The organism is Haloferula sargassicola, assembly GCF_040362925.1.
Taxonomy (GTDB): Bacteria; Verrucomicrobiota; Verrucomicrobiia; order Verrucomicrobiales; family Akkermansiaceae; genus Haloferula; species Haloferula sargassicola.
Window position 1 is genome coordinate 126,162 of record NZ_BAABRI010000006.1, and the last position, 25,142, is coordinate 151,303.

At 66.0% G+C, this 25,142-nt stretch carries 21 protein-coding genes and 1 pseudogene; 15 read left to right on the forward strand and 7 right to left on the reverse strand.

The window, feature by feature from the left end; all coding sequences use genetic code 11:
- Positions 1-3 precede the first annotated feature (3 nt).
- A complete protein-coding gene (locus ABXH26_RS06720) occupies positions 4-1,164 on the forward strand; it encodes a hypothetical protein (RefSeq protein ID WP_353566275.1) in 1,161 nt (386 codons plus the stop codon).
- Here ABXH26_RS06720 and ABXH26_RS06725 read toward each other — a convergent pair.
- The 3 genes from ABXH26_RS06725 to ABXH26_RS06735 form a co-directional block, all read right to left on the reverse strand.
- Positions 1,142-1,828: a hypothetical protein gene (locus ABXH26_RS06725; RefSeq protein WP_353566276.1), complete on the reverse strand. Its 687-nt coding sequence runs from the start codon at positions 1,826-1,828 to the stop codon at positions 1,142-1,144. The two genes, ABXH26_RS06720 and ABXH26_RS06725, sit on opposite strands and share 23 nt — an antisense overlap.
- A gap of 9 nt (positions 1,829-1,837) precedes the next feature.
- Complete coding sequence (gene bioA, locus ABXH26_RS06730) at positions 1,838-3,145, reverse strand: adenosylmethionine--8-amino-7-oxononanoate transaminase (protein ID WP_353566277.1); 1,308 nt, start codon at positions 3,143-3,145, stop codon at positions 1,838-1,840.
- Positions 3,146-3,298: 153 nt separating this feature from the next.
- On the reverse strand, positions 3,299-4,081 hold the full coding sequence (locus ABXH26_RS06735; RefSeq protein WP_353566278.1) for a hypothetical protein: 783 nt from the start codon (positions 4,079-4,081) through the stop codon (positions 3,299-3,301).
- 110 nt (positions 4,082-4,191) lie between these two features.
- Between ABXH26_RS06735 and ABXH26_RS06740 the strand changes: the two genes are divergently transcribed.
- The 12 genes from ABXH26_RS06740 to ABXH26_RS06795 all read left to right on the forward strand — a co-directional run bounded on the left by ABXH26_RS06740 (position 4,192) and on the right by ABXH26_RS06795 (position 15,984).
- Complete coding sequence (locus ABXH26_RS06740) at positions 4,192-5,049, forward strand: ABC transporter ATP-binding protein (RefSeq protein ID WP_353566279.1); 858 nt, start codon at positions 4,192-4,194, stop codon at positions 5,047-5,049.
- On the forward strand, positions 5,046-5,954 hold the full coding sequence (locus ABXH26_RS06745; protein ID WP_353566280.1) for an ABC transporter permease: 909 nt from the start codon (positions 5,046-5,048) through the stop codon (positions 5,952-5,954). The genes ABXH26_RS06740 and ABXH26_RS06745 overlap by 4 nt, the downstream gene beginning before the upstream one ends.
- Positions 5,955-5,960: 6 nt before the next feature.
- Positions 5,961-7,142, forward strand: a complete 1,182-nt coding sequence (locus tag ABXH26_RS06750; RefSeq protein ID WP_353566281.1) for a hypothetical protein — start codon at positions 5,961-5,963, stop codon at positions 7,140-7,142.
- A gap of 24 nt (positions 7,143-7,166) precedes the next feature.
- Entirely contained in the window at positions 7,167-7,988 is an 822-nt protein-coding gene (locus tag ABXH26_RS06755) for a metallophosphoesterase family protein (protein WP_353566282.1), read from the forward strand.
- Between the two features lie 3 nt (positions 7,989-7,991).
- On the forward strand, positions 7,992-8,384 hold the full coding sequence (locus tag ABXH26_RS06760) for a (deoxy)nucleoside triphosphate pyrophosphohydrolase (protein ID WP_353566283.1): 393 nt from the start codon (positions 7,992-7,994) through the stop codon (positions 8,382-8,384).
- Positions 8,385-8,566: 182 nt separating this feature from the next.
- Positions 8,567-9,220, forward strand: a complete 654-nt coding sequence (locus tag ABXH26_RS06765) for a 3D domain-containing protein (protein ID WP_353566284.1) — start codon at positions 8,567-8,569, stop codon at positions 9,218-9,220.
- A 134-nt stretch (positions 9,221-9,354) separates the two neighbouring features.
- Positions 9,355-10,008, forward strand: a complete 654-nt coding sequence (nth, locus tag ABXH26_RS06770; RefSeq protein WP_353566285.1) for an endonuclease III — start codon at positions 9,355-9,357, stop codon at positions 10,006-10,008.
- A 138-nt stretch (positions 10,009-10,146) separates the two neighbouring features.
- Positions 10,147-10,929 (forward strand): MotA/TolQ/ExbB proton channel family protein, encoded by a 783-nt coding sequence (locus tag ABXH26_RS06775; RefSeq protein WP_353566286.1) that lies wholly within the window; start codon positions 10,147-10,149, stop codon positions 10,927-10,929.
- Positions 10,930-10,998: 69 nt separating this feature from the next.
- Entirely contained in the window at positions 10,999-11,451 is a 453-nt protein-coding gene (locus tag ABXH26_RS06780) for an ExbD/TolR family protein (protein WP_353566287.1), read from the forward strand.
- 18 nt (positions 11,452-11,469) lie between these two features.
- Positions 11,470-11,934, forward strand: a complete 465-nt coding sequence (locus ABXH26_RS06785) for an ExbD/TolR family protein (protein ID WP_353566288.1) — start codon at positions 11,470-11,472, stop codon at positions 11,932-11,934.
- Positions 11,935-12,043: 109 nt separating this feature from the next.
- Positions 12,044-15,034 carry a tetratricopeptide repeat protein gene (locus ABXH26_RS06790; RefSeq protein WP_353566289.1) on the forward strand — a complete coding sequence of 997 codons (2,991 nt, stop codon included), beginning with the start codon at positions 12,044-12,046 and terminating at the stop codon, positions 15,032-15,034.
- Positions 15,035-15,060: 26 nt separating this feature from the next.
- Positions 15,061-15,984, forward strand: coding sequence for a Mul1B family putative transporter subunit (locus tag ABXH26_RS06795; protein ID WP_353566290.1), 924 nt, complete (start codon positions 15,061-15,063; stop codon positions 15,982-15,984).
- Between the two features lie 20 nt (positions 15,985-16,004).
- Here the strand turns inward: ABXH26_RS06795 and ABXH26_RS06800 are convergent, their stop codons facing one another.
- From ABXH26_RS06800 to ABXH26_RS06810, 3 genes are all read right to left on the reverse strand, one after another.
- Positions 16,005-17,837 (reverse strand): ankyrin repeat domain-containing protein, encoded by a 1,833-nt coding sequence (locus tag ABXH26_RS06800; protein ID WP_353566291.1) that lies wholly within the window; start codon positions 17,835-17,837, stop codon positions 16,005-16,007.
- Positions 17,838-17,923: 86 nt separating this feature from the next.
- Entirely contained in the window at positions 17,924-18,286 is a 363-nt protein-coding gene (locus ABXH26_RS06805) for an SH3 domain-containing protein (RefSeq protein WP_353566292.1), read from the reverse strand.
- Between the two features lie 374 nt (positions 18,287-18,660).
- The gene (locus ABXH26_RS06810) at positions 18,661-19,266 is read right to left on the reverse strand and encodes an NUDIX hydrolase (RefSeq protein WP_353566293.1); all 606 of its coding nucleotides are present in this window, start codon (positions 19,264-19,266) and stop codon (positions 18,661-18,663) included.
- 83 nt (positions 19,267-19,349) lie between these two features.
- Between ABXH26_RS06810 and ABXH26_RS06815 the strand changes: the two are divergent.
- Both ABXH26_RS06815 and ABXH26_RS06820 read left to right on the forward strand, forming a co-directional pair.
- Positions 19,350-19,487 (forward strand): annotated as a pseudogene (locus tag ABXH26_RS06815) (GYF domain-containing protein); the annotation flags it as partial.
- A gap of 75 nt (positions 19,488-19,562) precedes the next feature.
- Positions 19,563-20,357 carry a TIGR00266 family protein gene (locus ABXH26_RS06820; protein ID WP_353566345.1) on the forward strand — a complete coding sequence of 265 codons (795 nt, stop codon included), beginning with the start codon at positions 19,563-19,565 and terminating at the stop codon, positions 20,355-20,357.
- 19 nt (positions 20,358-20,376) lie between these two features.
- On the opposite strand, the gene ABXH26_RS06825 is transcribed toward ABXH26_RS06820, so the two are convergent.
- Entirely contained in the window at positions 20,377-24,813 is a 4,437-nt protein-coding gene (locus tag ABXH26_RS06825) for a right-handed parallel beta-helix repeat-containing protein (protein ID WP_353566294.1), read from the reverse strand.
- Between the last annotated feature and the right edge of the window lie 329 nt (positions 24,814-25,142).

The following is a 25,142-nucleotide window of genomic DNA, read 5'->3' on the forward strand; positions in this document are numbered from 1 at the left end:
GCCATGCGCGCGCTCGCCGTCAGCCTGCTGGCCTTTGCCGTCCTCCACGCCGAGGAGCGGCCGCATGCCGAGGTCACCGCGGAAACGGTGGCCGCCTCGATCACCCGCGGCGTCGATTTCCTGGTCGCCAAGCAGAACGCGAACGGCTCGTGGGGCGGGCCGACCCGTACCAAGGGCCTCAACATCTACGCCCCGCTGCCCGGTGCCCACCACGCCTTCCGGGCCGGGGCCTCGGGATTGGCGCTGGCCGGCCTGATCGACAGCCACGACGACCGCCCCGCCACCCGCGAGGCGATCCGCAAGGGCGGCGAGTGGATGGCCGAACACCTGCCGAAGCTGCGCCGCGCCGACCAGACTACGACCTACAACGTGTGGGGCCATTCCTACGGCCTGCGGGCGCTGGTGCGGCTGCACCGGATCGCCACCGACGAGGCGGAAAAGGCGAAGTGGAAGGCCTTGGCGCAGCAACAGGTCGATTTGCTGAACCGCTACGAGGACGTGAACGGCGGCTGGGGCTACCTGGACATCTACGACGGCATGATGACCCGCAAGCCGAGCGGCATCCCGACCTCATTCACCACCGCCACCGCCCTGCTGGCCATGCATGAGGCGCGGGAGGAAATGGGGGTCACGCTCGATGACAAGATCGTCGCCCACGCCATCTCGGGCCTCGAAAAGCAGCGCGAGCCGGACTTTTCCTACGTCTATTCCTTCAACCACCGGCTGGTCCCGCGGCGGCCGATCAACCGCCCTGCCGGCTCGCTGGCCCGCAGCCAGGCCTGCAATGCCGCGCTCCGCGTGTTCGGCGACGAGGCGGTGACCGATGAGGTCCTGCGCACCTGGGCCAAACGTTTCATCGACCGCGAGGGCTTCCTCAGCATCGGCCGCAAGCGCCCCGTGCCGCACGAGACGCACTTCCAGATCTCCGGCTACTTCTATTACTACGGCATCTATTATTTCACCGAATCCGCCGAGCTCCTGCCGGAAAACGAGCGGCCGGCGCTGGCCCGCCAGCTGGCCGAGATCACCCTTTTCCGCCAGGAAAGCGACGGCTCGTGGTGGGACTACCCGCTCTACGATTACCACCAGCCCTACGGCACCGGCTACGCGCTGATGGCGCTGGCGTGGTGCCGGGACGAGATCACTCCCGGTAATGGACCGTGAGCCGTAGCGGGTCGCCGGGGATCTGGACGCCTTCGATCTCCAGGCTGCGGCCCGAGCCGGAGTAGCTGACCGAGAAGCGGCTGGTGGCGTTGAACGAGGACGTACTCGTCGACGAGCTGTTCGACCATGAGCACTCGCCGGCGTAAAAGGCCTTGGCCATTTCCGGGCTGTCGCGGGTGGTGAAGGCGAGGATGCCCTCGGTGCCGGTGGCACTGGCCTTCTGAAGGGCGATCCGCGGCTCGGCGATGTTCGGGTAAACGGGCACCCAGGCGGGTGGCGGCGGCGGGTTCTCGCCCAGCGCGTGCTCGGCGCCATCCGGGCCGGTGAAACGGAAGCTGCCGCTGGCGAGGTCGGCGTAGGTGGTGGTGGCGGTCTCGCCGGTGTCGGCGATTTCGAGGACCACGGTGCCGGCCTGCTCGTCTTCGTTGATGCGGGTGACCTCCGGGCTCATCTCGATGACCTGCAGGGCCAGTTCGCGGTCCGGGTTTTCCTCGGCTGCGGCCTTCATCTCCTTGTAGGTGGTGGTCACCCAGCGAAAAGCCAGCCCGCCGCCGATGAGCGCGAGCAGCAGGAGTGCGCCGCAGCCGATGCCGACGATGGCCATCGGGTGCATGCCCTTCTTCGGGGGTGCCTGGTAGGGCGGGGGAGTCGGCGGAGTTTCCATGCCGGGAAGCTAGCGCAACTCCGCCGCGGGCGGAAGGCTGCGGATCGCCGAGCGGATGGCGTCCACGGCGAGGTCGAGGTGCTCCGTTTCGACGCACAGCGGCGGCATCAGCACCAGCGTGTCGCGGATCGGGCGGGTGAGCAGGCCGTGGTCGCGGGCTTTCAGGCAAACTTCCGCGCCGAGGCCGGTCCGCAGCTCGATGCCGGCGACCAGGCCGCACTGGCGGACGTCGACGACCTCGTCGCGGTCGGCTTGCAGCCGGGAAAGCAGGCCCGCGAGGTGGTCGGCCTTGGCCGGCAGCTTTTCGAGCACGCGCTCGCTTTCGAACAGCGACAGGCTGGCCAGCGCGGCGGCGCAGCCGAGGGGGTTGGCGGTGAAACTATGGCCGTAGTAGAAGGCGTTCTCCGCCGGCCCGCGGAAGGCATCGTAGATGCGGCCGGTGGTCAGCGTGGCGGCCATCGGCAGGTAGCCGCCGGTCAGGCCCTTGGCGACGCACAGGAAATCGGGGATCACGCCCTCCCGCTGGCAGGCGAACAGGGTGCCGGTGCGGCCGAACCCGGTCATGACTTCGTCGAGGATCAGCAGCACGCCGTGGCGGTCGCACCACGCCCGCAGCGCGCGCAGCATGCCGGCCGGCCAGGGCCGCATTTCGTTCACGCCCTGGATCAGCGGCTCGATCACCACCGCGTTGATGCCGGCCGGGTCCTTCGTTTCCAGCTCCTCCACGGAGCGCACGAAGCCGACCTCCGGGCCCATGCCGCGGAAGCGCTCGAAGAAGCGGGACACGCCGCCAAGCGAGGCCGCGCCGAGGGTGTCGCCGTGGTAGCCATCGGCGAAGGCGATGAAGCCGCGCCGCTCCGCGTGCCCGGTCTGCATCCGGAACTGCAGCGACATTTTCATGGCCACCTCGATGGCGGTGGAGCCGTCGTCGGAAAAAAACACCCGCTCCAGGGTGCCGGCGGGGAAAAAGGAGCAGAGCTTTTCCGCCAGCTCGCCGGCCAGCGGATGGGCGAAGCCGAGGTAGGAGCTGTGGGCGATGCGCCCGAGCTGGTCGCGGATCGCGGCGTTGATGGAGGGATGGGCGTGGCCGTGGATGTTGGTCCAGATCGACGAATTGCCATCGAGGTAGCGGCGGCCTTCGGAATCCCACAGCCACGGGCCTTCGCCGCGGACGATCACCAGCGGCTCATGAGCGGGATCGGTCCAGGCGTCCTGGGGGGTGAAGGGGTGCCAGGCATGCCGTTTGTCGGCCTCGATCCATTGCCGCGTGTCGTCGCGCATGCCGTGCAGGATGGCGGCGCGCAGGGCGGATGCCAACCCGGATACGTGAAAGCGGGATGGTGCCGGGGGCTTGGCGGGACGATCTTCGAATGGTCACACACGGGGAGTATCGATCCCCCCGGACAACGAAACGGCCGGCGGCTGTAGGGTTTGGCGACCCTGGGGGCCGCTCGGCCGTTTCCCTTCGGCTTATTTCAGGCGCACGGTGACCTTCTTGGCGGTCTCGACCTTGATGCCATCGACGCCCTCGATCAGCTCCTTCATGTCGTCGAGCGTCTCGGGCTGGGCGGCGGCGAACTTCCGGAATTTCTCCGGCTGGGCGACCAGCTTGCCCATGTCCATGTCCATCAGCGTGATGGTGTCGCCGTCCACGTAGGAGGCATTGGTTTCCTTGATGCCGCCGGGCAGGACGAGAACCGAGGTGATGCGCATGCCGTCGAACATGCCCTTGGCCATTTCCAGCTGGCTGGGATCGATCTCCTGGGCTGGAGCGTCGGGCTTGTCGGTTTTGGCCGGCTCCGGGTTCACGATGGTCAGCAGTCCGTCCTCGTAGGTCATCTTGACCGGCTCGGACTCGGGCTTTTCCTCCTGCGGCCCCATGCCCTCGCTCATGTCGGAAAGGCTGTCGCCGGGGGTGTACTTGAGCTTGTTGACGTCCTCGAAGGCGAACACCACGCGCCCGCCCTTGCGGCCGTCCTTGTCGATCTCCGCGACCTCCTTGACGGTCACGCCCTCGCCCATTTCCTTGGCGCGCTTTTCGGCCTTGTCGCGATCGGCCCAGTTGTTGCCCTTCGCCTCCCCGCCCATGGCGGACATCTGCTCGACCATGGCCGAGGCCTCGGCGCTGAGGGTGGTTTCCTCGGTGATGGTGCCGCTGCCATCCTTGTTCAGGGAAAGGGTGGACTTGTGCTCGAGGCAGGAACTCAGAGCCAGGGCGAGGATCGACAGGAGAAGGCAATACCAAGTTTTCATGATGCCGCCAGTGATCGCGCGGTCGGGGCCACGTGGCAAGCTGTCGTTTCATCCTCCGGGAAAGCCGTTGCACGGTGGGAGCGGCGGCGTCTAACTTGGCGACGCAGTCCATGGAGCCCGCCGTCGAAATCCAGCACCTGGTCAAAGTCTTCCAGCCCCAGCTCCGGGGCCGCGCGCTAAAGGCGGTCGACGACGTTTCGATCACCATCGCGCCGGGCGAGGTCTACGGGCTGATCGGGCCGAACGGATCGGGGAAATCGACGACCATGAAGGCGCTGCTCGGACTGGTCGCGCCGACTTCGGGCACCTGCCGGATTTTCGGCGCCGACTCGTTGGCGGTCGATTCGCGCGAGCAGGTCGGCTTCCTGCCCGAGAACCCGTATTTCTACAAGCACCTGACCGGCGCCGAGACGCTGGCGTTTTACGGAAAACTCTGCGGTCTGCGCGGCAGGGCGCTGAAGGAGCGGACCGACGAGCTGCTGGAATTGGTCGATCTGACCGCCGCCCGCGACCGCCGGCTGGGCGGCTACTCGAAGGGCATGCTGCAGCGGATCGGCCTGGCCCAGGCGCTGGTGCAGGAGCCGCGGCTGCTGATCCTCGACGAGCCGACCGCGGGCGTGGATCCGATCGGCTCGCGCCAGATCCGCGACCTCATCCTGGCCCTGCGCGAGCGGCAGATCACCGTGTTTTTGTGCTCCCACCTGCTGGAGCAGGTGCAGGAGGTGTGCGACCGGGTGGGCATCATTTTCCGCGGAAAAATGGTCCGGGAGGGCCGGCTGGACGAGCTGCTGGCGATCGAGGACCAGACCGAGGTGGTGCTGCGCAACGCCCCGCCGGAGATGCTCGAGCGGATCGCCGCGTTGGTCGGCGAAACGGAGGGCGCCGAGCTGGTTCGCAGCGGCCGCCCGCGGACCACGCTGGAGCGGCTTTTCCTGCGCGAAACCACGACCCGCCGCGACGAGCCATGAGCCGCCCGAAGACCACCCGCCCGCTCAGCCCGCGCCGCATCGGCGTGATCGCCGCGCACACCTTCACCCAGCTGGTGCGGATGAAGGTGTTCTATTTCCTCGGCTTATTCGCCGTGGTGGTGATCGGCGCGAACTTCCTCCAGCTGCCGACGCACGCGGCGCCGGAAAACGTCGGCACCGAGCTGCTCTACGCCATCAAGAGCACCTCGCTGGGCTGCATGAGCCTGTTCTCGCTGGTGCTGGGCATCGTCGCCACCGGGCTGCTGCTGCCAAAGGACGTCGAAGACCGCACGCTCTATACCATCCTGGCCAAGCCGGTGCCGCGGCTCGACTACCTGCTGGGCAAGCTGCTCGGGGTGGCGGCCCTCATCTTCCTGTCCCTGCTCGTGATGGACCTGCTGATGAACGGGGTGCTGGCCTTCCGCACGCAGGGGGTGCTGGCGCAAAAGCTGGACTTCGCCCGCCAGAGCGGCGCCTCGGAGGAAACGCTGGCCGGGATCGCCGCGGACGTGAAGGCGCTGGGCCCGTCGTGGTCGCTCCAAGGCGCGGTGTGGGTGGTGTTCCTGCGCGCGATGGTGATCGCCTCGGTGGCGCTGCTGCTATCGACCTTTTCGACCAGCACCTTGTTCACGGCGATCGTCGGTTTCCTGATCCTGTTCGCCGGCTTTTTCCAGGAGGACGCGCGGACGGCGTGGTTCGGGGGAAAAGGCGGGCTGGCGACGGTCGGCAGCGCGGTCCTGACGATCCTGCTGCCCGACATGCACTTCTACAATCTGGTCGACGCGGTGATCGAAGGCAAACCGCTCGATGCCGCCCACCTGCTGATGGCCACCGGCCTGACGGCCTTTTACCTGGTGACCTACACCTTCGCCTCGTGGCTGATTTTCGCCCGCAAGGAGTTCTAGCCCGCCATGTCCACGCAGCTCCGCCGCACCGTTGCCGCCGCGCTTTTCCTGGTCGTGGCCGGGCTGATCCGTGCGCCGGTGGAGCAGAAAATGACGGCCACCCTGCGCCAGGACGGGCTGCTCCAGCCGCCGTTGGACGTCGCCACGACGAAGAAACTCGGGCAAGGCTTCTGGGCCGTCTCGCTCGGCGGCTTGCGCACGCTGGTGGGCACCATCCTGAGCCTGCGGGCGCAGACGTTTTTTGAAAAATACTACTGGGAGGGCGTGGCGGACACCTACGACACCATCGTCCAGCTGGTCCCGGACTCCGAGTTCTACTGGGACACCGGCGCCTGGCACCTCTCGAAGAACGCCGTTTCCTACTACCGGAACAATTACGAGCACCTGCCGGCCGACCGCGTCCACGCCGAGCAGAAATACTGGTTCGGCCGCGGCATCGACTTCCTCGAGGAGGGCCTCAAGCACCACCCGGACAGCGCGCGCCTTTGGCACCAGCTCGGAGTCCGCTATTCCGAGCCCTTCAGTTTCCAAAAGAACTACCGGCGCGCCGCCCACGCCTTCCGCATGGCCTCGCAGAGCCCGCGGGCGCTGCCCTACATGCGGCGCTTCGTCGCCTACTGCATGGTCCGCGATCCGGACCAGATCGATGACGCGCTGCCCTACGTCGAGGAGCTCCGCCACGAGCCGGGCGGCAGCGTGCCGACCCTGGTGTGCGTCCATTTCACCCTGCTGATGCGGCAGGATCCGTCGCGCGACGGCCTCCCGCTGGCCGAGCGGATGTTCGGCAGCGACCGCGAGGCCTACCAGCAGCTCGGCCGGCATTTCCTCGACCTGGACGATGACTACCCGATGAACGGCGTGGCGGAAACCTTGAGAGCGCTGGAGGAAAAGCTCGGCGTGCCGGAGGCGAAAAGCGTGTTCAACGCCCGGGAGTTCCTCCAGCGGCAGCGGTTTTCCGACCTCATGGAGGAAAATCCCGATCGCGACGGCATGGCGCTCGCCCGCTCGATGTTCGGCGGTCCGGACGAGGCGTATCGCCAGCTGAGCCGGTATTTTCTCGACCATCGGGGCCAATATATCGTGAAGGGCGTTACGGAGACACTGCGTAGGCTTGAGGAAAGGCTCTCGGTGCCCGAAGAAAAGAGCGTCTTCAGCAATCTCGCGCCGCTCGCGCCCTCGAATCCCTAGCTTTCCATCCACTCGTCCATCGCCATGCAACCGCCCAGCGGCCCGCCACCCGTCATCGCCTCAGCCCCGCCGGGCGTCGTCCCCCAGGCCAGCGATCCCGCTGCCGGCAAGGAGCAGCCGCTCCAGCGCATCGCCCTCTTCGGCGACATCCACGCCAACCTCGAGGCCTTGCAGACCGTGCTGGCCGATGCAAAGGAGCAGGGCTGCGATTCCTTCATCTGCATGGGCGACGTGGTCGGCTACAACGCCGATCCCGGTGCGTGCCTGGAGATCGTCCGCGAGATGAACTGCCCGGTCATCAAGGGCAATCACGACGAGGACGCCTCCGGCGAGCATTCGCTGGACTCGATGAATCCGGTCGCCGCCGCGGCTCTGGAATGGACCCGCCAGCAGCTCAGCGACGAGCAGCGCACCTGGCTGCGCCGCCTGCGGATGGTCCGCCAGATCGCCGACTTCACCGTGGTCCACAGCACCCTCGACCAGCCGGCGAACTGGAACTACGTGACCAACCGCTTCGACGCCATGTCGAACTTTTCCTACCAGTTCACGCAGGTCTGTTTCCACGGCCACACCCACGTCCCGCGCGTCTACGTGAAAGGGGAGAAGGTCGTCGAAGTGCCTGCCGAATCGGTGGTCATCGAGCCCGGCCAGAAGTACTTCATCAATGTCGGCTCCGTCGGCCAGCCGCGCGATGGGGACTGGCGCGCCTGCTATGCGATCTACGATTTCCCCAGTAAAACGGTGGTCTTCCGCCGGCTGGAGTACGACATCCAGACGACCCAGTCGAAGATCCTCGCCGCCGGCCTGCCGGAAATGCTCGCCGAACGCCTGGCCGACGGCCGCTGAGCCATGATCGATGTCGTCGCCGGGCTGATCGAGGACGACCACGGCCGGCTGCTCGCCTGCCGTCGACCGCCGGGCAAGCACCTTGCCGGCAAGTGGGAATTCCCGGGCGGCAAGATCGAGCCCGGCGAAAGCCCGGCCGCCGCCCTGGTCCGCGAGCTGCGCGAGGAACTCGGCATCACCGTGGAGCCTCACACGCCGCTGACGCCGGTGGTGCACGATTACGGCCGCGGTGCCATCCGGCTGATCCCCATTTCCTGCCGGATCGTCGAGGGCCTCCCGCATCCTCACGAGCACGACCGGATCGAGTGGTGCGACCGCGGCCAGCTGGCCGGGCTCGACCTGGCGGAGGCGGACCGGCCGATCCTCGCCGAGTGGCTTGGATTTCCGCAAAAATGAGCGTCCCCGGACGGATGGAACCGCGTGATGGCGAGAATTTTCCCGATGGCGCGGCTTCTGCTTTCCTTGCCCGCCTTCTAACGGTTAACGAATTCCATTGCCGCCCGCCGAGCGACTGAACTAGAAGCACATGTCCCTCAACTTTAGAACCTCCTGAAAGTCAGGATCTTCTTAATTATCTTATGCGACTTTTGATCCCTGCCCTTGCCGCCCTGTTCCTCGCAAGCTGCGGCAATGACATCGCCATCGTCTCAAAGGATCGGGCCCGCCAGTCCGGCTCTTCTTCGTCCAGGTCTTTCCTGAACTCGTCGAACTCTTACAGCTACACGACCTCGAGTCCTTCGTCCTCGGTCGTCAGTGCCGCTTCCTCCAAGTCCCGCGACAAGCACGGCATGCCGCTCTACACCAACGAGCGCCTGCGTTACGTCCGCACCACCGCCTACACCTGCTCGGAATCGGATCACATCCAGTACGGCTCCAAGAACGCCTGCGGCACCCCGCTTCGATACACCAACAGCGTTCGCAGCGCCGCCGCCGACTGGTCGGTCTACCCCGTGGGCACGAAGTTCCGCATCAAGGGGATGCCCCAGCTTTTCGTGGTCGATGACTATGGCTCCGCCCTGACCGGCACCGGGACCATCGACATCTACACCCCGACCCGCGCGCACATGGACGCCTGGGGCACGCGCAAGGTGGAGATCGCCGTGGTCCAGTGGGGCTCGTTCGCCCGCAGCGCCGAGCTGCTTTCCAAGCGCACCGGCTACTCGCACTGCCGCCAGATGTATGCGGCCATCCAGCGCAAGCTCGGCGGCAACGTGGCCACCGCCTCCCGCTGAGCCGGTTGCCATTTCATTACCCCGGTCTTTCCGAGCGGGCCCTCTGCGGGTCCGCTCTTTTTGGGTCGGGCCTCGGCGTCCCGGGGACCAACTTGGAACTTGGAACTCGCGACCGGGAGTTCGAGCTTTCTTCCATGACCCGCGCCGAACGCGCCGCCCTGATCGACCGGCGGCTTGCCGAGCTTTACCCGGAGACGCCGATCCCTCTCGACCACCGCGATCCCTTCACCTTGCTCATCGCCGTGCTGCTGTCCGCCCAGTGCACCGACGCGCGCGTCAATCAGGTCACGCCCGCTCTGTTCGACCTCGCGGACACGCCCGAGGCGATGGCTGCATTGCCGGTCGAGGTCATCCAGGGCATCATCCGCCCCTGCGGCCTGTCCCCGCGGAAGGCGGCGGCCATTTCGGGACTGTCGAAGATCCTTTTGGAAAAACACGGCGGCAAGGTGCCGGCGGACTTCGATTTGCTCGAGGAGTTGCCGGGCGTGGGGCACAAGACCGCCTCGGTGGTGATGGCCCAATCCTTCGGCGTGCCGGCCTTTCCCGTGGATACCCACATCCACCGCCTGGCCCAGCGCTGGGAACTCACCTCCGGCAGGTCGGTCGAGCAGACCGAGCGGGATCTTAAAAAAATCTTTCCCCGCGATCACTGGAACCGACTGCACCTGCGGATCATTTTCTACGGCCGCGAACACTGCACCGCCCGGGGCTGCGATGGCACCGTGTGTCCGCTGTGTCGCGAGTTGTTTCCCCGCCGGAAAAGGGGAAAAATGGCTAAGAAAAGTTAGACGTCGTCGGTTTCCCGGCCGCCGACGAGTCCATGCTGGCGGTCTTTTTGAAATCTAGCCTTGTCGCACCTACCCGGATTCCGAGAATGCGCCAGCGATTCTCAAGAAAAACCATCCCTTCCGACTCGAACCCCGATCATGACACCGCAATCCGTCCGACGCCGTGGCCAACTGACGGCCTTCGTCATTACTTCCGTCCTGGCCGCTGCTCCCGCGCTGTTCGCGCAGGACGCGCCCGCCTCCAAGAACGCCCTCAACAAGTACGTGCTGGATGGCGGTCCCACCATGATCTTCATCGGCCTGGCGGTGCTCGCGCTGATCGCCCTGTCGGTGTTCAACGTCATCAACCTCACCAGGGCCAAGTTCTGTCCCGATGACCTCCGCAACGAGCTCATCGACCACATGGCCAACTGTCGCGTCCGCTCGGCCATCGAGCTGGCTGCTTCCCATCCCTCCTACCTCGGCCGCATGATGGCCTACTCGCTGCCGAACATCGACGCCACCCGCCCCGAGGACCTCGGCCGCGATCAGGTGGAGGACGCGATGGCGGACTTCTCGATCAACGAGAACCGCAAGGCGATGACCTGGATCAACTACATCTCGCTGGTTGCGCAGGCCGCCCCGATGCTCGGCCTCCTCGGCACCGTCATCGGTATGGTCCAGGCCTTCGGCATCCTCGCCGAATCCGGCCAGGCCGACCCCAGCCAACTCGCCGGTTCGATCTCCGTCGCCCTTCTCACCACCATGTGGGGCCTGATCACCGCCATCCCCTCGCTGCTCGCCTACTTCTTCTTCAAGAACAAGCTCAACAACCTGGTGGCCGATTGCCACCACGCGGCCGAAGACATGATCAATGCCGCCATTCAGACCGTGAATCAGGATGCCTATATGGCTAAGATTCCGGAAGGCATCGCCGTTTGATCCGCTGAAACGCGGGGACTCCGTCGATTGGCGGATCCCCCGGGAAAAATCCCCGGCAAGAACCCCACCATGGCTTCCACCAAATTGCGCGCCGCGATGGCTGACGAGGGCGATGATCTCGCCATCGACATGTCGCCGATGATCGACATGGTGTTCCTGCTGCTGATCTTCTTCCTGGTCAATGCGACCATGATCATCGTCAAGCAGGACCCCAACGTGAAACCTCCGGTTGCCAGCCACTCGAAAAAGGCCAACGACGGCACCGGGCGGATCGTCATCAACATCTACGAGGATGGCGACTTTTTCTCCGAAGACGGCACCCGCCTGGAAACCGACGAGGACATCCAGGACATGGTGAAGAAAGAAAAGGAGAAGATCGACCTGATGGGTTACCAGCCCAAGATCCACCTCCGCGGTGACAAGGAGGCGGTTTTCAAATACTGCCGCCAGGTCATCCGGGCCAGCGCCCGCGCCGGGGTCGATCAGGTGCTTTTCTCCACCTACGGATTCGAGGCCAACTAACGCCAACCCGCCGCCGCCATGTCCCGCCACAAGCACCACGAAAGCGCCGAGGAAGACGCCCCGAAGCTCGACATCTCGTCGCTCATCGATGCCACCTTCCTGCTGCTGATCTATTTCCTCGTCACCACCACGATCCAGCCACGCGAGCAGGACGTGCCGATGACCCTGCCGGCCGCCGCACCGAGCGAGGAGCAGCCAGTGATCGTGCCCAAACTGATCAAGGTCGATGCCGGCGGCGCCATCTTCGTCGGCACCGGAGCCGCGCAGCTGCCGATGGATTCGGACGACAACCGCAATGTCCCGCTTCTTTTCGCCGACCTTCAGTCCTATGCCGACATCGCCCGTTCCAGTGGCCAGGAACCGCTGGTGCAGATTTACGTCGATGGCGGGGCGAAGCAGCAGCGCGTGATCGACGTTCTCAACGCGCTCGCCGGCGTCAATATCACCAAGGTCACTTTCACGGATCTCGTCGATCCGCCCTGAGGCCGGCCCTGCGTTCCGCATTCCGCACTTCTCGCGCGCCGATCCGTTGCCCCTTGCGGGACCGGCGAATCGGCGCTTCCCATTTATAAAATCCCCAACTCCGACCGACATGTCATCCTTCAAGCGATCGCTCGCGCCGCTGCTCGGCGCGCTCCTGGCCGCCGCGCCGCTGCTCACCCCTGCCCACGGCCAGCTGGAAACCCCGCAAGGGCTGAATGCCGAGGCGACCACTGCCATGGAAGCCGGCAAGTGGGACGAGGCGCTCAAACTTCTGAGCACCTGCACCGACCGCTTCGACGCCCGCGCCATGCAGCTTTACGGCCCGGTCTTCGGCGTGACCTGGTATCGCAAAGGGATCTGTGAAATGCGGCTCAAGCGGTGGGACGATGCGATGAATTCGTTCCAGACCTGCTACGAGAAGTATCCGAACAACACCGCCAAGCAGGGACCCGGCAACGCCTTCAACAAGCGGGCGCTGCTGCGCTGGGCGGAGGCCGCCCAAGGCGCCCAGGATTGGGAGACCGCGCTCAAGAAGTACGAGCAGTTCATGAAGGAGCGGGACAAGAACACGGATTCCTTCGACCCCGGCTCGTTCTACATCAACCTCGCCATCTGCTACCTCAACACCGGCAAGCTCAAGGAAGGCAGCGAGAATTTCGAAACCGCCCTCAAGAACAAGGAGGCCTACAAGACTTCGGATTCCGGCATCGTCGCCGCCTTCCAGGCCCTCGTCGGCGCGGTGGTCGAAAAGAACGACGAGAAGGCGCTGATCAAATTCTTGTCCGAGAACCGGGCCGACATCGTGATCGAGCCCTACGAGATGCCGCCCTACGCGCCGGTCTTCCTCAAGCTCGCCGCGGAGGCCTTCCAGGCTGAAATGAAGGCCGCGCCGCTGGAGCTTTATCAGCTGATCCCCGCCACCCAGGTGATGTTGGAGGATGCCCAGGCCCGCCTTGACCGCATGGGCGACCGCGCCGGCATCCAGGATGGCAAGCGCGTGCTCCGCCGCGCCGAGCTGGCGGATACCGTCGCCCGCCTCAAGAAGAGTCTTTCCAGCGGCGATCCCAACGAGGTGGTCCGGCTGGCCGCCACCGCCTTCGTCCACGAGACCACCGGCAACGTCCGCGGAGCCTACGCCTGCTACCTGCAGCTCGAGGAGCTCTATCCCAAGAGCAAGCGGCGCGAGGAAAACCTCTACAACCTGGTCCGGACCGCCTCGATCACCGGTCATGTCCAGGACACCGAGAAGTACGGCACGATGTTCCTCGCGCAGTATCCGGATTCCGACCGCGTGCCGGCCGTGCAGCGGGTGATGCTCACCTCGCTGTTTTTCAACGGCCAGTATGGGCAGTGCATCGAGATCGCTTCGTCGATGCTTCCCAACCTGAAGGAGGGCACCGAGGAGCATGACATGTGCCTGTTCGTTCTCGGCGGCAGCCACTATTATTCCGGGATCTACGACGAAGCCCAGGTGGAGCTGGACAAGCACGTCGAGCTCTATCCCGAGAGCCAGTTCGTCATCCCCGCGCACTACTTCCAGGCCTCCAACAAATCCCGCCTCCAGTACTGGGCGGCCGCTGCCGAGCTGCTCGACAAGTTCCTTTCCGACTACCCGGACGCGAGCAAGAACATCTACCTGCCCTTCGCCCTCTTCGACCGCGCCAACTGCCACTACGCGCTGGATGAGAACGACGCGGCTCTCGACAAGCTGAACCGGCTCGAGTCCGAGTTTCCCGACAGCCAGGTCATGGAAATGGTCTACAACCTGCAGGGCAACATCCTGCAGAACCAAGGCAAGAACGCCGAGGCCGAGGAAGCCTACAAGAAGGCCCTCGCGCTCGCCGAAACCCGCGGCAACGATGTGGTGGCGGCCGAAGCGCTGAACTACCTCGTCGCCCTGCTGGGCGAAAAGCCGGACAAGAAGGACGCGCCGAACCGTTTCGAGGAGGCGGTCGCCTACGCCGACCGGTTCTGGGAAAAGTATCCGAACTCGCCTTACAAGGCGCAGGTCGCGGTGGGCGAGATCTTCGCCATGCAGGGCGTCGGTCGCGGCGAGGAGGCCCTTGAGCGGCTTCAGGGCGTGATCACCCAGCTGGCCAACACCCCCGGGGCCGCCGGCATGGAGGAAGCGATCGGGTCCTTCACCGATGCCTATCTGGAAACGCACAAGCCGGAGGAACTCAAGGACCTCTACTACAATTTCCCCGGCATCAAGATCGACAACAAGGCCGCCCGCGCGCTGCTGCGCATCGCGCTGATCGGCGTGTTCGAAGAGCAGGCCTCCGATCCCAAGGCGGACGACCCGCAGAAGCTCCGCGCCAACGCCAGCATCAAGGTGCTGTTCGAGGACCTGAAGAACGAGTTCGACGTGAAGGACCTCTCGCCCTTCATTCTGGTCCGCGTCGGCGACTTCATCCGCGGCACCAACAGCCCGAAGGAGGCGCTGCCGTACTACTCCGAGGCGCTCGATCGCGACGATCCCGAGGTGAAGTTTCGGGCCTTGTTCGGCCGCGCCGCCGTGCTGGCCCGCGGCTCGGAGGCCGAGAAAAAATCGGCCCTTGAGGACTTCAAGCGGGTCATCGCCGACTCGCAGGACCGGGGCGACAAGGACCGGGCCATGTTCGGCATGATCAAGACCGAGATGGACCTCGGCCAGTTCGAGAAGGCCAAGGCGGATGCCAAGTCCTACCTCGACCCCCGGGATGGCTACAACACCAGCAAGCCGGAGGTCGCCATGATGCTCGCCCAGGCCTACGACAAGCTGGGCATGCAGGAGGATGCGCTTGCCGCCTACAACAACGTCGCCAACTCCTACAAGGGAGCCATCCGGCTCTCCGCCCCGGCCACCAAGCGCGCCATGGAGATCGCCTGGGACCGCAACGGTCAGACCGGCAACACCTCCGACCGCCAGGCCGCCTACAATCTGGGCCGGACCTACATCGATCTCACCCGCCGGATCGTCGATGGGCCGGATACCAAGGCCTCGCGTGAGGAAATCGATGCCTGGAAGGAGGTCGAAAACCTCGTCCAGCAGTACGTCGCCAACCCGAACGTCAAATCCAAGGAGCAACTCGAAGAGGACGCCCGCAACCGCCGCTGATCCGCAGCCCGCCATTGTTTCCGACCATGAAAACCTTCGTTCCCCTCTCCGCCGCCCTGCTCGTCGCCGCCTCCGCGGCCCGCGCCCAGGATCGTTTCCAGCAGGAAGCCATCGTCGTCTATCACCAGGACAAGTTCGAGCGCGTGTGGATCGCCGACGCCAACAAGACGCAGATCCTTTATTTCGACACCGAACGCGGCGTCGACTCGAAGAAGCTCGCCATTTCCAAGCCGCAGTCGATCTGGCTGATGGAGCCCGCCGCCTACACCGCCGCCATGGAGGACTATCAGGGCCGGCGCTATGAAAAGGCGCTCGCCGGGTTCCAGAAGGTTCGTGAGGACTACAAGAAGCTGATCACGCTGCCGGACAACCACTCGTCGCTGTCCGCCTTCTATGCCATGGAGTGCCTGCGGAAACTCGGCCGCCTCGATGAGCTGGCCAAGGCCCAGGAGGAATTCATGCCTGCCGACCGCGAAAGCATCACCCGGCCCTACCACAAGCGTCAGATCGAGTACTACGCCATGTGGGATGCGGTGAGAACGAAATCGTGGGACCGCCTTCAGGGCATCGCCTCCGCCCGCTTGGCGGAAAAGCCGCCGGGCTACCAGCGGGCGCAGGCGGCCTACTGCCTCGGGCTTGCCTTGGAGAACCTGCAGCGGCCGCTGGAGGCCATCGATGCCTACAACACCGCCATGACGGCCGATTCCGGAGGCTCCGAGGTGGTCACCGCCCAGGCGGCGGAGCACGCGATGAAGCTCTACCTCGCGGACGAGGACGTGAAGCTCGCCAAGCGGAATTTCGGCACGGCCAACGCGGACCCCGACTCGCGCGGTATGGCCCGTCTGCACGAGGCCGCCGCTCTGGCCGAGCTTTATCAGATGTCGCTCGGCAACGGGAAGACCCTCAGCGGGCCCCTCGCCGAGCTCGCCAAGTACGCCAAAAAGGACTGACCTCCGGCCGGCGCCCGCGATCAGGGGACGATGTCCACACGGTCGCCGACATCGGTAATGCCGAACAGCCGGCGGGCGTTGCCGGAAGGCACGCGGATGCAGCCGTGCGAGGCCGGATAGCCGGGCACGTAGCCTTCGTGGAACCCGAAATCCGTGCAGCTCAGGCGCTGGAAGTAGGGCATCGAGGAGTGGTAGATCGTCGAGTTCCAGCTGCGGTAGCGGTTGGTGATGGCGAAGGTGCCGGTGCGCGTCCGGTAGCCGCTGCGGCCGGTGGACACGCGGGTCTTGAAGATTTCCGAGCCCTGCATGTCGTAGACCCAAAGCTGCTGCTCGGAGAGGTCGATCAAGACGCGGCGCTCCTCCTTGTAGGGGTCCTTTTCGAGCAGCAGGCGCATCATGGGAATATCGCCGTGACCGGAGGCGATGTTGATCGGCCAGATGCGGCTGCGGCGGGTCCACACGAAGCGCTCCGCACCGGCGTTGATCATGGCACGGGTGGTCTCGATCGAGCCGCTGTCCACCGCCAGCATGATGGGGGCGATGCGGCTGTCATTGCGCAGCAGCCAGCGCAGGGTGTCGCCGCGCACCAGCTTGGAGAACCGCCGCGGCACCGGTGAGGGGAGGGGCGTGGTCACGTCGGCACCGTGGTGGATCAGCCGCTTCACCGTCGAGGCATTGCCGCGGGCCAGCGCGAGATGCAGCGGCGAGACGCCGTAGGCGGTCCGCTGGTCGGGATCCGCTCCGAGGTCGAGCAGGCGCGCGGCGAGGTCATCGCACCCGGACTCCAGAGCGGAGGTGAAGGCGGAGCCGGGGAAAGGGGTGCCCGGTTCGTTCACCTTCGCCCCGTGGGCGATCAGCAGCGAGGCCAGGTGCGTGCGGCCGCGCGTGCAGCACGCGCGCAGCAGCCGGGGCGGAGCCTCCCGGTAGCAGAGGAAGAGGTGGAGGTAATTCGCCTGACCGTCCTCGGCGGCCTGATGCATCAGCGAATCGGACGGACGGATGCCGAAGCGGACCAGCATGCCGCAGAGGTCGAAATCCCGCGCATGGTAGGCCTCCGCCAGCTTCCTGGATCCATCGCCCGGCACCGGGCGGGCGCCGCAGCGCCGCAGCAGCTCGAAAAGCTCGGTCTGCCCCGCGCGGTAGGCCCTGACCAGGGGCGTCACGCCATCGCGGTCGGCCCGGTTCACATCGGCACCGCCGGCGGCGAGTTCCGGCAGCAGGTCGGTCCAGCCACGGCGGATCGCCAGCACCACGGCCGATTCGCCCTCGCCGTTCACCGCGCCGCAGTCGGCCCCGAGCTGGATCAGCTGGTGGACCTGCGGGCGGTTGCCGCACTCGATCGCGATGTGCAGCAGCGGATTGTGCCGGGAGTCCTTGATGTGCGGATCGGCCCCTTGCTCCATGAGGCGGCGAACAAAGATCCAACGGCCGTGGCGCATCGCCCACGGCAACAGCTTTTCGCCATCGGGCGTGCGCCCCTCCGGCCTGGCACCGGCCTTGAGCAGCTTGTCGGCGATCGCCGCCTCTCCGCACACGACGGCCATGGCGAGGGGTGAGACTTTTCCCGGGCCCTGGGCTTCGAGGTCGGCGCCTCCATCGATCAGCAGCCAGGCGTCATCGATCGCGCCGTGCTCGATCGCCACGTGCAGCGGCGTGAATCCCCGGTCGTCGCGCTGGTCGGTAAAGGTGCCGGCGGTGACCAGCAGGCGCAGCAGGTCGGTATCGCCCGCGCGGACGGCTTCCAGCAGCAGCGGTCCGCTGGCCTCGATGCCGCGCGCCTGCAGTTCCTTGAGGGCCTGCCGCTTGGGTGAGCCACATGAAACCAGGGCGAGGGCGGCAAGCGCCGTCGCCACGATTTTCCAAGGGAGTGAGGAAAGCACGATGGCGTGCCTACCATTTCAAAAATTTTTGCTCAAGGACCTTGGCGGCGGTGGGTCGACTAAATCTCCGGTTCGGATCCTTCGGTGGGACGCAAAAGATAGCCGGCCACCCAACCTTCGGCGCCGCCGGCACTGCGGCACCAATGCCAGCCGTGGATCTGACGCAGCGATTCCAGCGGGTCCCCGCGCTTCACGGTGAGCACGGTGGGATCGAAGTCCTCGATGGCGGCGAAACGTCCCTCGCCCAAGGGTTCGAGCACCTGCTCGGGCACATAGCCGCGCCGCTCCTGGTCGTCGCTCGCCCATACCCAGCCTGGCCAGGTCCGGTCCTCGGGTCCTACGGTGACTTCGTCGCCGGCCGTCAGGGCCAGTGGACGGCTGTCCTTTTCCTCATAATCGGCGTTGGCGACAAATCGGGCCATGGGGAAGGCTGGATGCATCGGGCGCAGGCGTCAATCTTCCGACCTGCCGCGCTAAATAGCTCAAAAAAAATCCGCGGTTCGTTCGGACCGCCGAAAAGTTGGCACCGGAGTTGCTTAAACTTGGTCGTGGATGGTTCCGCGACAAGATTGAGTTCTTTCTGGGTTTGAGCTTCGCCTTGTTTCGGTATTCCACGATCGGAGAGGGATTTCATGGGTTTTTTCTCTCTCCGATCGTGGTCCCATCCTCGCTTACAAACTAGGCGCCACGGTCGGTGAGGGGTTTCATGGGTTTTTCCCCTCGCCGGCCGTGGATCGCCCGCTCTCCGAAGCCTCGCCCCGTGCGGGGCTCTTTTTTTGACCGGATGCAGGAGGGCTCAATCGCACTCGGTCGCCAGCGAGGGATCGGCGTGATGGCGGAAGGCGGCGGCGACGTAGTCGGGCGAGGCGCGGTGCGGGCACAGTTCGGGGAGGTCGTCGGGTGAAAACCAGGACACCTCCGAGATCTCGTGCTGGTGGGCATGCGCCCCGCCGCCACCGAGGAGTTCGCAGAGGAAGAGGAACTTGTAGGTGTATTCAGGCTCGGGCGGGTGATCGTGCTTCGCCTTGTCCCAGACGGCCACCAGTTTGACGATGCGGACTTCATAGCCACTCTCCTCCATCACTTCCCGGGCGGCGTTTTCCGAGGGGGAATGGCCGGCATCCATCCAGCCGCCGGGCATCGTCCAGAGGCCGTTGCTGCGCTCGCGGACCAGCAGGATTTTTCCGTCGGAAATGACGGCCGCGCGGGAGTCGACCTTCGGCGTCGGGTAGCCGAACTCGACCGGCCAGACAAAGTCGGGCACCTGAGCCTGCAGCAGCTCGGAGGCGATCTCGTGCAGTCGCTTGTAGCGTTCGCGGTCGAAGTCGCCGGCTGAATACCGCAGACCGGTTTCGGCCATGCCCTTGATTTCGCGGCTGAGGGCGAGGAGGTCCTTCGGCATGCCCGGACGCTGGACCCCTGACGGGAATCCGTCACCGATTTTCCCGTGGCGATTCCGCGGCCGGGTCCCTATTTTTCCCCGCGATGAAAACCTGGCACTACGGCAGCGGCGGGGGCGGACAGGCCCAGACGGACGAGGAGAACCTTTCGGAGCTGGTCGAGGCCGGCGCGATCAAGCCGGCGACCATGATGTGGACCGCCGGCATGGCCAATTGGCAGCCGGCCTCGCAGGTGCTGCCGGAGCTGTTCAAGGGCGAGGGCGCGCCGCCGCCCCTCCCCGCGGGCGGCCCGCCCCCGATGGGTGGAGGCGGATCGGCGCGGCGCTCGCATGAGATCGACTACGAGATCATCGGCGAATCCATCCAGATGGTGGAGATCGAGCTCGACCCGGGCGAGACGGTCATCGCCGAGGCCGGCGCGATGAACTACATGGAGGAGGGCATCGCCTTCGAGACGAAGATGGGCGATGGCTCCGAACCGGACCAGGGTTTCATGGGAAAACTGCTTTCCGCCGGCAAGCGGGCGATCACCGGCGAATCGCTGTTCATGACCCACTTCACGAACCGCGGCAGCGGCAAAAAACACGTGACCTTCGCCGCGCCCTATCCTGGTACGGTGGTTCCCGTAAATCTCGCCGAGACCGGCGGCCAGCTGCTTTGCCAGAAGGACGCTTTCCTCTGCGCGGCGATGGGCACGCAGGTCGGGATCGCCTTCAACCAGCGGCTCGGCTCCGGCCTGTTCGGCGGCGAGGGCTTCATCCTGCAGAAGCTCAGCGGCGACGGCATGGCCTTCGTGCACGCCGGCGGCACCGTGGTCCGCAAGGAGCTGAAGGGCGAGAAGCTGATGGTCGACACCGGCTGCCTCGTCGGCTTCACCCAGGGCGTGAACTACAACATCGAGCGTGCCGGCAACCTGAAGTCGATGGTCTTCGGCGGCGAGGGCCTGTTTCTCGCGACGCTCCAAGGCCACGGCACGGTGTGGCTGCAGAGCATGCCTTTCGCCCGGCTCGCCCAGCGCATCACCGGCATGTATGCGCACAGCAAGGGCGAGGGCTCGGTGATCGGCGGGCTGGGGAACCTGTTCGGGGATTGAAGGCCTGCGCCTTCCACGCTCACGGGGCTCCGCTGACTTCCACCCGGTAGAACCGGCGCGGCCCCGGCGGCATCGGAAGGCGGAAGCCGCGCTGTTGCGTGACCTCGCCCGGCACGGCGGTCGCCGTGCCGACCGAATCCTTCCAATCGCCGAGCTGGGTCGAGCTCGTGATCTCATAGCTCACTCCCGGGACGGCCGACCAGACGATCGACGCCTGGTCGTTCGGCAGCAGCTGGAAATGAAGCACGCGCAGCACGGACCGGGGATCACGCGGCAGGGTGAAGGCCTGGTACTCGGCGAGGTTGCTGCTTGCGTCTCCATCGTCATCCGCCGCGGCGTTGGAAACGGTGGCGTCGATGCCGTGGCGGTTCTCCCACCAGTCGGGCAGACCGTCGAGGTCGAGGTCGCCGAGCTTGCCCTGCCATTGGTGCGCGCCGGCGTTGATTTCCCCGTACGCGCTGGCGGGCGAAAAGCCGCCGGGGAACTCGACCGAGCGGCTGTAGCCCCGCGCGTCGAAGCCGGGGAAGAACCGCAGATCGGCGAAACCCGTGGTCACGGGCGTGTCGGCGTTCGCCGCGCAGGTGCGGACGAAGCCGCCGTTGTCGGCCAGCGGACCGGGTTGTTGGGGGGCCGCGAGGTTCACCGTCGAGTCGGAGCCGAAGCCGACGTCGTTGCGGTCCTCGAGGTTGCCGCCGAGGTCCGTCACGGTGGTGGCGGCGAGCGTGGCGGCGTTGCTGTTGCCGGTGCCGCCGGTGTGGTTGCCGATGTAGCAGAAACGGAAGTCCGCCTCGCTGTTGCCGAGCCGCATCCCGCCGGTTCCGGTCCCGGCGGTGTTGTCCTTGAGGGTGGTGAAAGCGAGGCTCAGCCGTGAACGCAGGCCGGGATTGTCGGCCAGGGCACCACCAGCCTGGGTGGCGGTGTTTCCTGCGAGGGTGAGGTTTTCACCGCGGAGATTGCCGCCATCGAGATAGATGCCGCCGCCGAGCCCGCCCGCCTCGTTGTCGGCCACGGTGCACTGGGATAGCAGCAGGCTGCCCTCGACCTCGATCCCGCCGCCGTCGCCCGCGGTGAAGCCGCCGGTGATTTCCAGCCCGATCATCGACACGTCCGCGTCCTCCCAGATCTTCGCGACCTGGACCTGGTCGTTTCCCGAAAGGACGATCCCCATCGGCAGGTTGGTGGCATCGATCGTGAGGTCCTCGTCGATGCCGAGCGGCGCCCCGAAGGCTGCGCCCCCTGCCAGCGCGATGGTGCCGCCGTTCAGGCTGCGGTCGAAAAGGATGCGGTCCCCCTCGGTGCCGAGCGTCAGGGCCTCGCGCAGGCAGACCGGCGGGTGGCCGTCGAGTTCGTCGCCGAGGGACTCGACCCGGATCACCTCGCCGGCCTCGCAGGCGCCGATGTCGATCCGCGCACGCCCGTCGTCATCGCCATCAAGGATCCGCGGCAGGCTGCGGCCGTCGGTTTCCAGCTCCAGCGGTGCGAAGCCCGGGTCGCCGGCGTCGATCGCCGGACTGCCGGCGAGCGGCGCGAGGATTCTACCAGAACCGCCGTAGTTCGAGAGCGGGCCGAGCAGCGGGTCGGCATGGGTGAGGTCGGTCGGCTGGGTGAAGCCGACCGCGGTGCCGTCCTCGAGATTGTGGCCGAGCGAGGTGATCGGGGGCCCTTCGTAGTTGCCGGGATCGCGCCCCAGGGCGTTGCGGTTGCGCGCGAGGATCGTGTGGTCGAACTGGATGATCTGCGAGCTGTCACCGGTGACCCGGATGGCGCCGATGCCCTCGCTGGTGAAGTTCCGCGCGATGGTGCAGTGGCGGAAGATCAGCGGGCCGGCCCCCGGGCTGCCGGTATAAACGCCGCCCTGCTGGGCGAAGTTTTCGGTGAAGGTGCAGTTCGTGAAGCGCGTGTAATACGTGCCCGCGGGCTGCGACATCACCCCGCCGAGGGTGGCCGCCACGGCGTTCGGCGTTCCGTTCCCGGCGAAGAGGCAGTTGGTCACATCAAAGTAGCCGTAGAGCTGGGAATGGATCGCCGCCCCCTCGATCGCCTGATTTCCGATGAACTGGCAGTCGCGAAGAAACACCTCCGCGTCGAAGTCCATGCGGATCGCCGCCCCTTTGTCCCAGGCGATCTGTCCGTTGTTCCGGAAACGGCAACGCGTCAGGTCGAGCCCGGCGCCGGTGAAGCCGTAGATCGCCCCTTGGGGATTGTCATCGAAATGGCAGTCCACCGCCACCAGGCGGCTTCCCGAGTAAAGGTAGAGCGCGGACGAGGCGCCGGAGTAGGTGAAGTTGATGAGCGTGAGCGTCACGTTGGGATCCAGACGGAAGGCAAACGCCGGCGGTGTGCCCCCGGTGAAGATCGGAGACCGGTCGAGGGCGGAGGCGTCGAGGGTCACCGATTTTGAAATCTGCAGACCGAAGCCCAACCCGCGTGTTGCGCCGGAGACGGAGGGATCGAAATAGATCGTGCCGCCGGGTGGAGTGAGGGTCAGCGCTTGGTCGAGGGTGGTCGTGCCGGTTCCGGCCCCGCCGAATGAATCGACGACGATCCCGCTCTCCAGCTCGAAGGCACCGGCATCGTTGAGCACGCTGCCATCGCCCGCGGCATCCTGCGGACGAGCGACGCCCCGGATGTCGAGGACGGGTACGCCGGGTTCGGTTTCCGGCACGGCATCCGCCGCGGGCCCGTTCACCAGCGGCAGGCGGATCGGAGGATTGAGGCCTTGGGTGATGGTGGGGCCGAGAAAGGTCGTGCTGCTGACCACGTCGGTGCTTTCGGTGAAGTGGCCCTGGGGATCGGAGGCGACGACGTTGTAGCCTTGGGAGTCGACGGTGAAACCGGTGCCCAGCCCGACCGGCGCGCCGTCCTGGATCGCGCAGGCACGGAAGCGGACGGTGGCGTTTTCGGTCGGGACGAGCGACGCGCCGGCGTTGGCGAAGGTGCAGAAGTCGAAGCTGGCGTCGGTGTCGCCGCGGAATTCGATCCCGTCGCCGAAGATCGCGCAGTTGCTGAAATCGACGACCGGGGAGTGGCCGCCAAGGTCATCGAATATGATGCTCCGGCTGCTTGATTCGTGCTCATGGATCCAGCAACGCTCGAAAGTGGCGGTCGTCTCCCCGGCGAGGTAGAGCGCGGTGACGATGGCTCCTCCGGTGCCGTCGTTGTCGGGGAACTCACAATCCTCGCAGGTCAGCGTGGCATCGCTGAGGTGCAGCGCCGCGCCATTGACGGGTGTCGTTGCGGTGACGGATGGGGATTTGAAGCTGCTGACGCGGCAGTCGCGAAGCACCGCCGAGGCACCTGCCGTGAGTTTCAGCGTGCTGGCACTCCCGGAAAGCACCGACGAGAGCGATCCCTCCCGGACTTCGAAATAGCTGTCGCCCGTCACCTCCACACCGCCCCCGGCGGAGGAATCGACCAGATAGGCGCTGGTGAATGCAGGCAGCGCGAGACGGGCGGCTCCCGCGCCGTGCATCACCAGGTTGGCGGAGACGGAGAGCTCGCAGTCACCGACCCGGACGTTGTGAAGCGTCACCAGCCCGCCCGAGATATCGAGGTCGTCGCTTCCGTCCACGATGCCACCGTTTCCGCCGTCGATGGCCATCACCTTGTTCACCGCGATCCCGGAGATCGAGCTGCCGGAGATCGAGCTGCCGGAGATCGAGGTGACAGCCGGATCGACGACGATCTTGCCGCCATTCGGGACCGCGGCGACCGCTGCCGCGAGGCCGTTGCCGGATGTCAGCGAAACGGTCGGCGGCTCGAACAGGATCGCCAACCCGGCGGTGATGCCGCCGCCATTGCAGCTGTAGCCGAGGCCGTCGCGGGTGGGTCCGGAGGAAAATACGGTGCCCACCGTAGCCGACGCCGCGGCCGGCGGGGTGTCCTTGTATTGGTAAACGATGTCTCCGTTTCCGAACAGCAGCACCTGGAAGCTGAACGGCGTGTGGGTGGTGTCGGCGACCAGTTGTACGTTGTCCCACTGGATCACGTGCACCCGGCCGCTGTAGTGCGGGTGGGGGCTGGTGGGGAAGTACTGGTGATAGACGCCCCAAGTGCCGAGGCCGCTCTCGATCCGGTCGTGGAAGACCGCCATCCGGCTGCCGCCGCCGGAGCTGGGCGGTGTGTCGATCGGGCAGTCGTTGGTGAAGTCGTCCCCCGGATCGGTGCCGTCATTGGAGAGGTAGCCGTGGCGGGAAATGCGCAGGAAGGACGCCGCGAGACCGTGAAACATGTGTTGCGGCGCGAGGTCGAGCTGGGTGACCAGCGTCGGCAGGCCGAGCCCGTTGCCGATGATCTTTTCGCCGGAGGTGGCAATCTCGATCCACTGGTAGGTCGGGCCGTCCGTCTCGGCGGAGTCGCGGAAGGTGTATCCCGAGGCATCCGGCCCGCCCGTGAGGGCGGCGGCGGGGAGGGCGGGCAGAAGGAGGCTTGCGAGGATGGGGAGGATCGCTTTCACGGCAAATCGGGAGTCACGGGAAGGTCTTCTAGGTTGGAGCGGCACGCGAAGCGGCGGCAAGCCGAAAGCATCCCGCGAGCCGGGCGGCACGCCGGAGGGATGGGGGCGGCGGGCTGGAGGATCGGGGCGGCGGGCATCGACCGCCGGGCAGGAGGGTGGAGGGGTTTCGGCGGGGGAGTTGGTTCGAGGTCCTGGGAGCTCGAAGTGACACCGCAGGAGAAAAAGCCGCGAGCGCTCTGCCCGGCGGTCGATGCCCGCCGCCCCTGAAGTCGCATAGGCTGGCAAGGCGGCGTGCCGGAGGGGGATGGGGGCGGCGGGCATCGACCGCC

Excerpts from the sequence above, each read along its gene's own strand:
- ABXH26_RS06720 (WP_353566275.1), top strand. The coding sequence starts at position 4 with ATGCGCGCGCTCGCCGTCAGCCTGCTGGCCTTTGCCGTCCTCCACGCC.
- ABXH26_RS06725 (WP_353566276.1), bottom strand. The coding sequence starts at position 1,828 with ATGGAAACTCCGCCGACTCCCCCGCCCTACCAGGCACCCCCGAAGAAG.
- ABXH26_RS06735 (WP_353566278.1), bottom strand. The coding sequence starts at position 4,081 with ATGAAAACTTGGTATTGCCTTCTCCTGTCGATCCTCGCCCTGGCTCTG.
- ABXH26_RS06740 (WP_353566279.1), top strand. The coding sequence starts at position 4,192 with ATGGAGCCCGCCGTCGAAATCCAGCACCTGGTCAAAGTCTTCCAGCCC.
- ABXH26_RS06745 (WP_353566280.1), top strand. The coding sequence starts at position 5,046 with ATGAGCCGCCCGAAGACCACCCGCCCGCTCAGCCCGCGCCGCATCGGC.
- ABXH26_RS06750 (WP_353566281.1), top strand. The coding sequence starts at position 5,961 with ATGTCCACGCAGCTCCGCCGCACCGTTGCCGCCGCGCTTTTCCTGGTC.
- ABXH26_RS06755 (WP_353566282.1), top strand. The coding sequence starts at position 7,167 with ATGCAACCGCCCAGCGGCCCGCCACCCGTCATCGCCTCAGCCCCGCCG.
- ABXH26_RS06760 (WP_353566283.1), top strand. The coding sequence starts at position 7,992 with ATGATCGATGTCGTCGCCGGGCTGATCGAGGACGACCACGGCCGGCTG.
- ABXH26_RS06765 (WP_353566284.1), top strand. The coding sequence starts at position 8,567 with ATGCGACTTTTGATCCCTGCCCTTGCCGCCCTGTTCCTCGCAAGCTGC.
- nth (WP_353566285.1), top strand. The coding sequence starts at position 9,355 with ATGACCCGCGCCGAACGCGCCGCCCTGATCGACCGGCGGCTTGCCGAG.
- ABXH26_RS06775 (WP_353566286.1), top strand. The coding sequence starts at position 10,147 with ATGACACCGCAATCCGTCCGACGCCGTGGCCAACTGACGGCCTTCGTC.
- ABXH26_RS06780 (WP_353566287.1), top strand. The coding sequence starts at position 10,999 with ATGGCTTCCACCAAATTGCGCGCCGCGATGGCTGACGAGGGCGATGAT.
- ABXH26_RS06785 (WP_353566288.1), top strand. The coding sequence starts at position 11,470 with ATGTCCCGCCACAAGCACCACGAAAGCGCCGAGGAAGACGCCCCGAAG.
- ABXH26_RS06790 (WP_353566289.1), top strand. The coding sequence starts at position 12,044 with ATGTCATCCTTCAAGCGATCGCTCGCGCCGCTGCTCGGCGCGCTCCTG.
- ABXH26_RS06795 (WP_353566290.1), top strand. The coding sequence starts at position 15,061 with ATGAAAACCTTCGTTCCCCTCTCCGCCGCCCTGCTCGTCGCCGCCTCC.
- ABXH26_RS06805 (WP_353566292.1), bottom strand. The coding sequence starts at position 18,286 with ATGGCCCGATTTGTCGCCAACGCCGATTATGAGGAAAAGGACAGCCGT.
- ABXH26_RS06810 (WP_353566293.1), bottom strand. The coding sequence starts at position 19,266 with ATGCCGAAGGACCTCCTCGCCCTCAGCCGCGAAATCAAGGGCATGGCC.
- ABXH26_RS06820 (WP_353566345.1), top strand. The coding sequence starts at position 19,563 with ATGGGTGGAGGCGGATCGGCGCGGCGCTCGCATGAGATCGACTACGAG.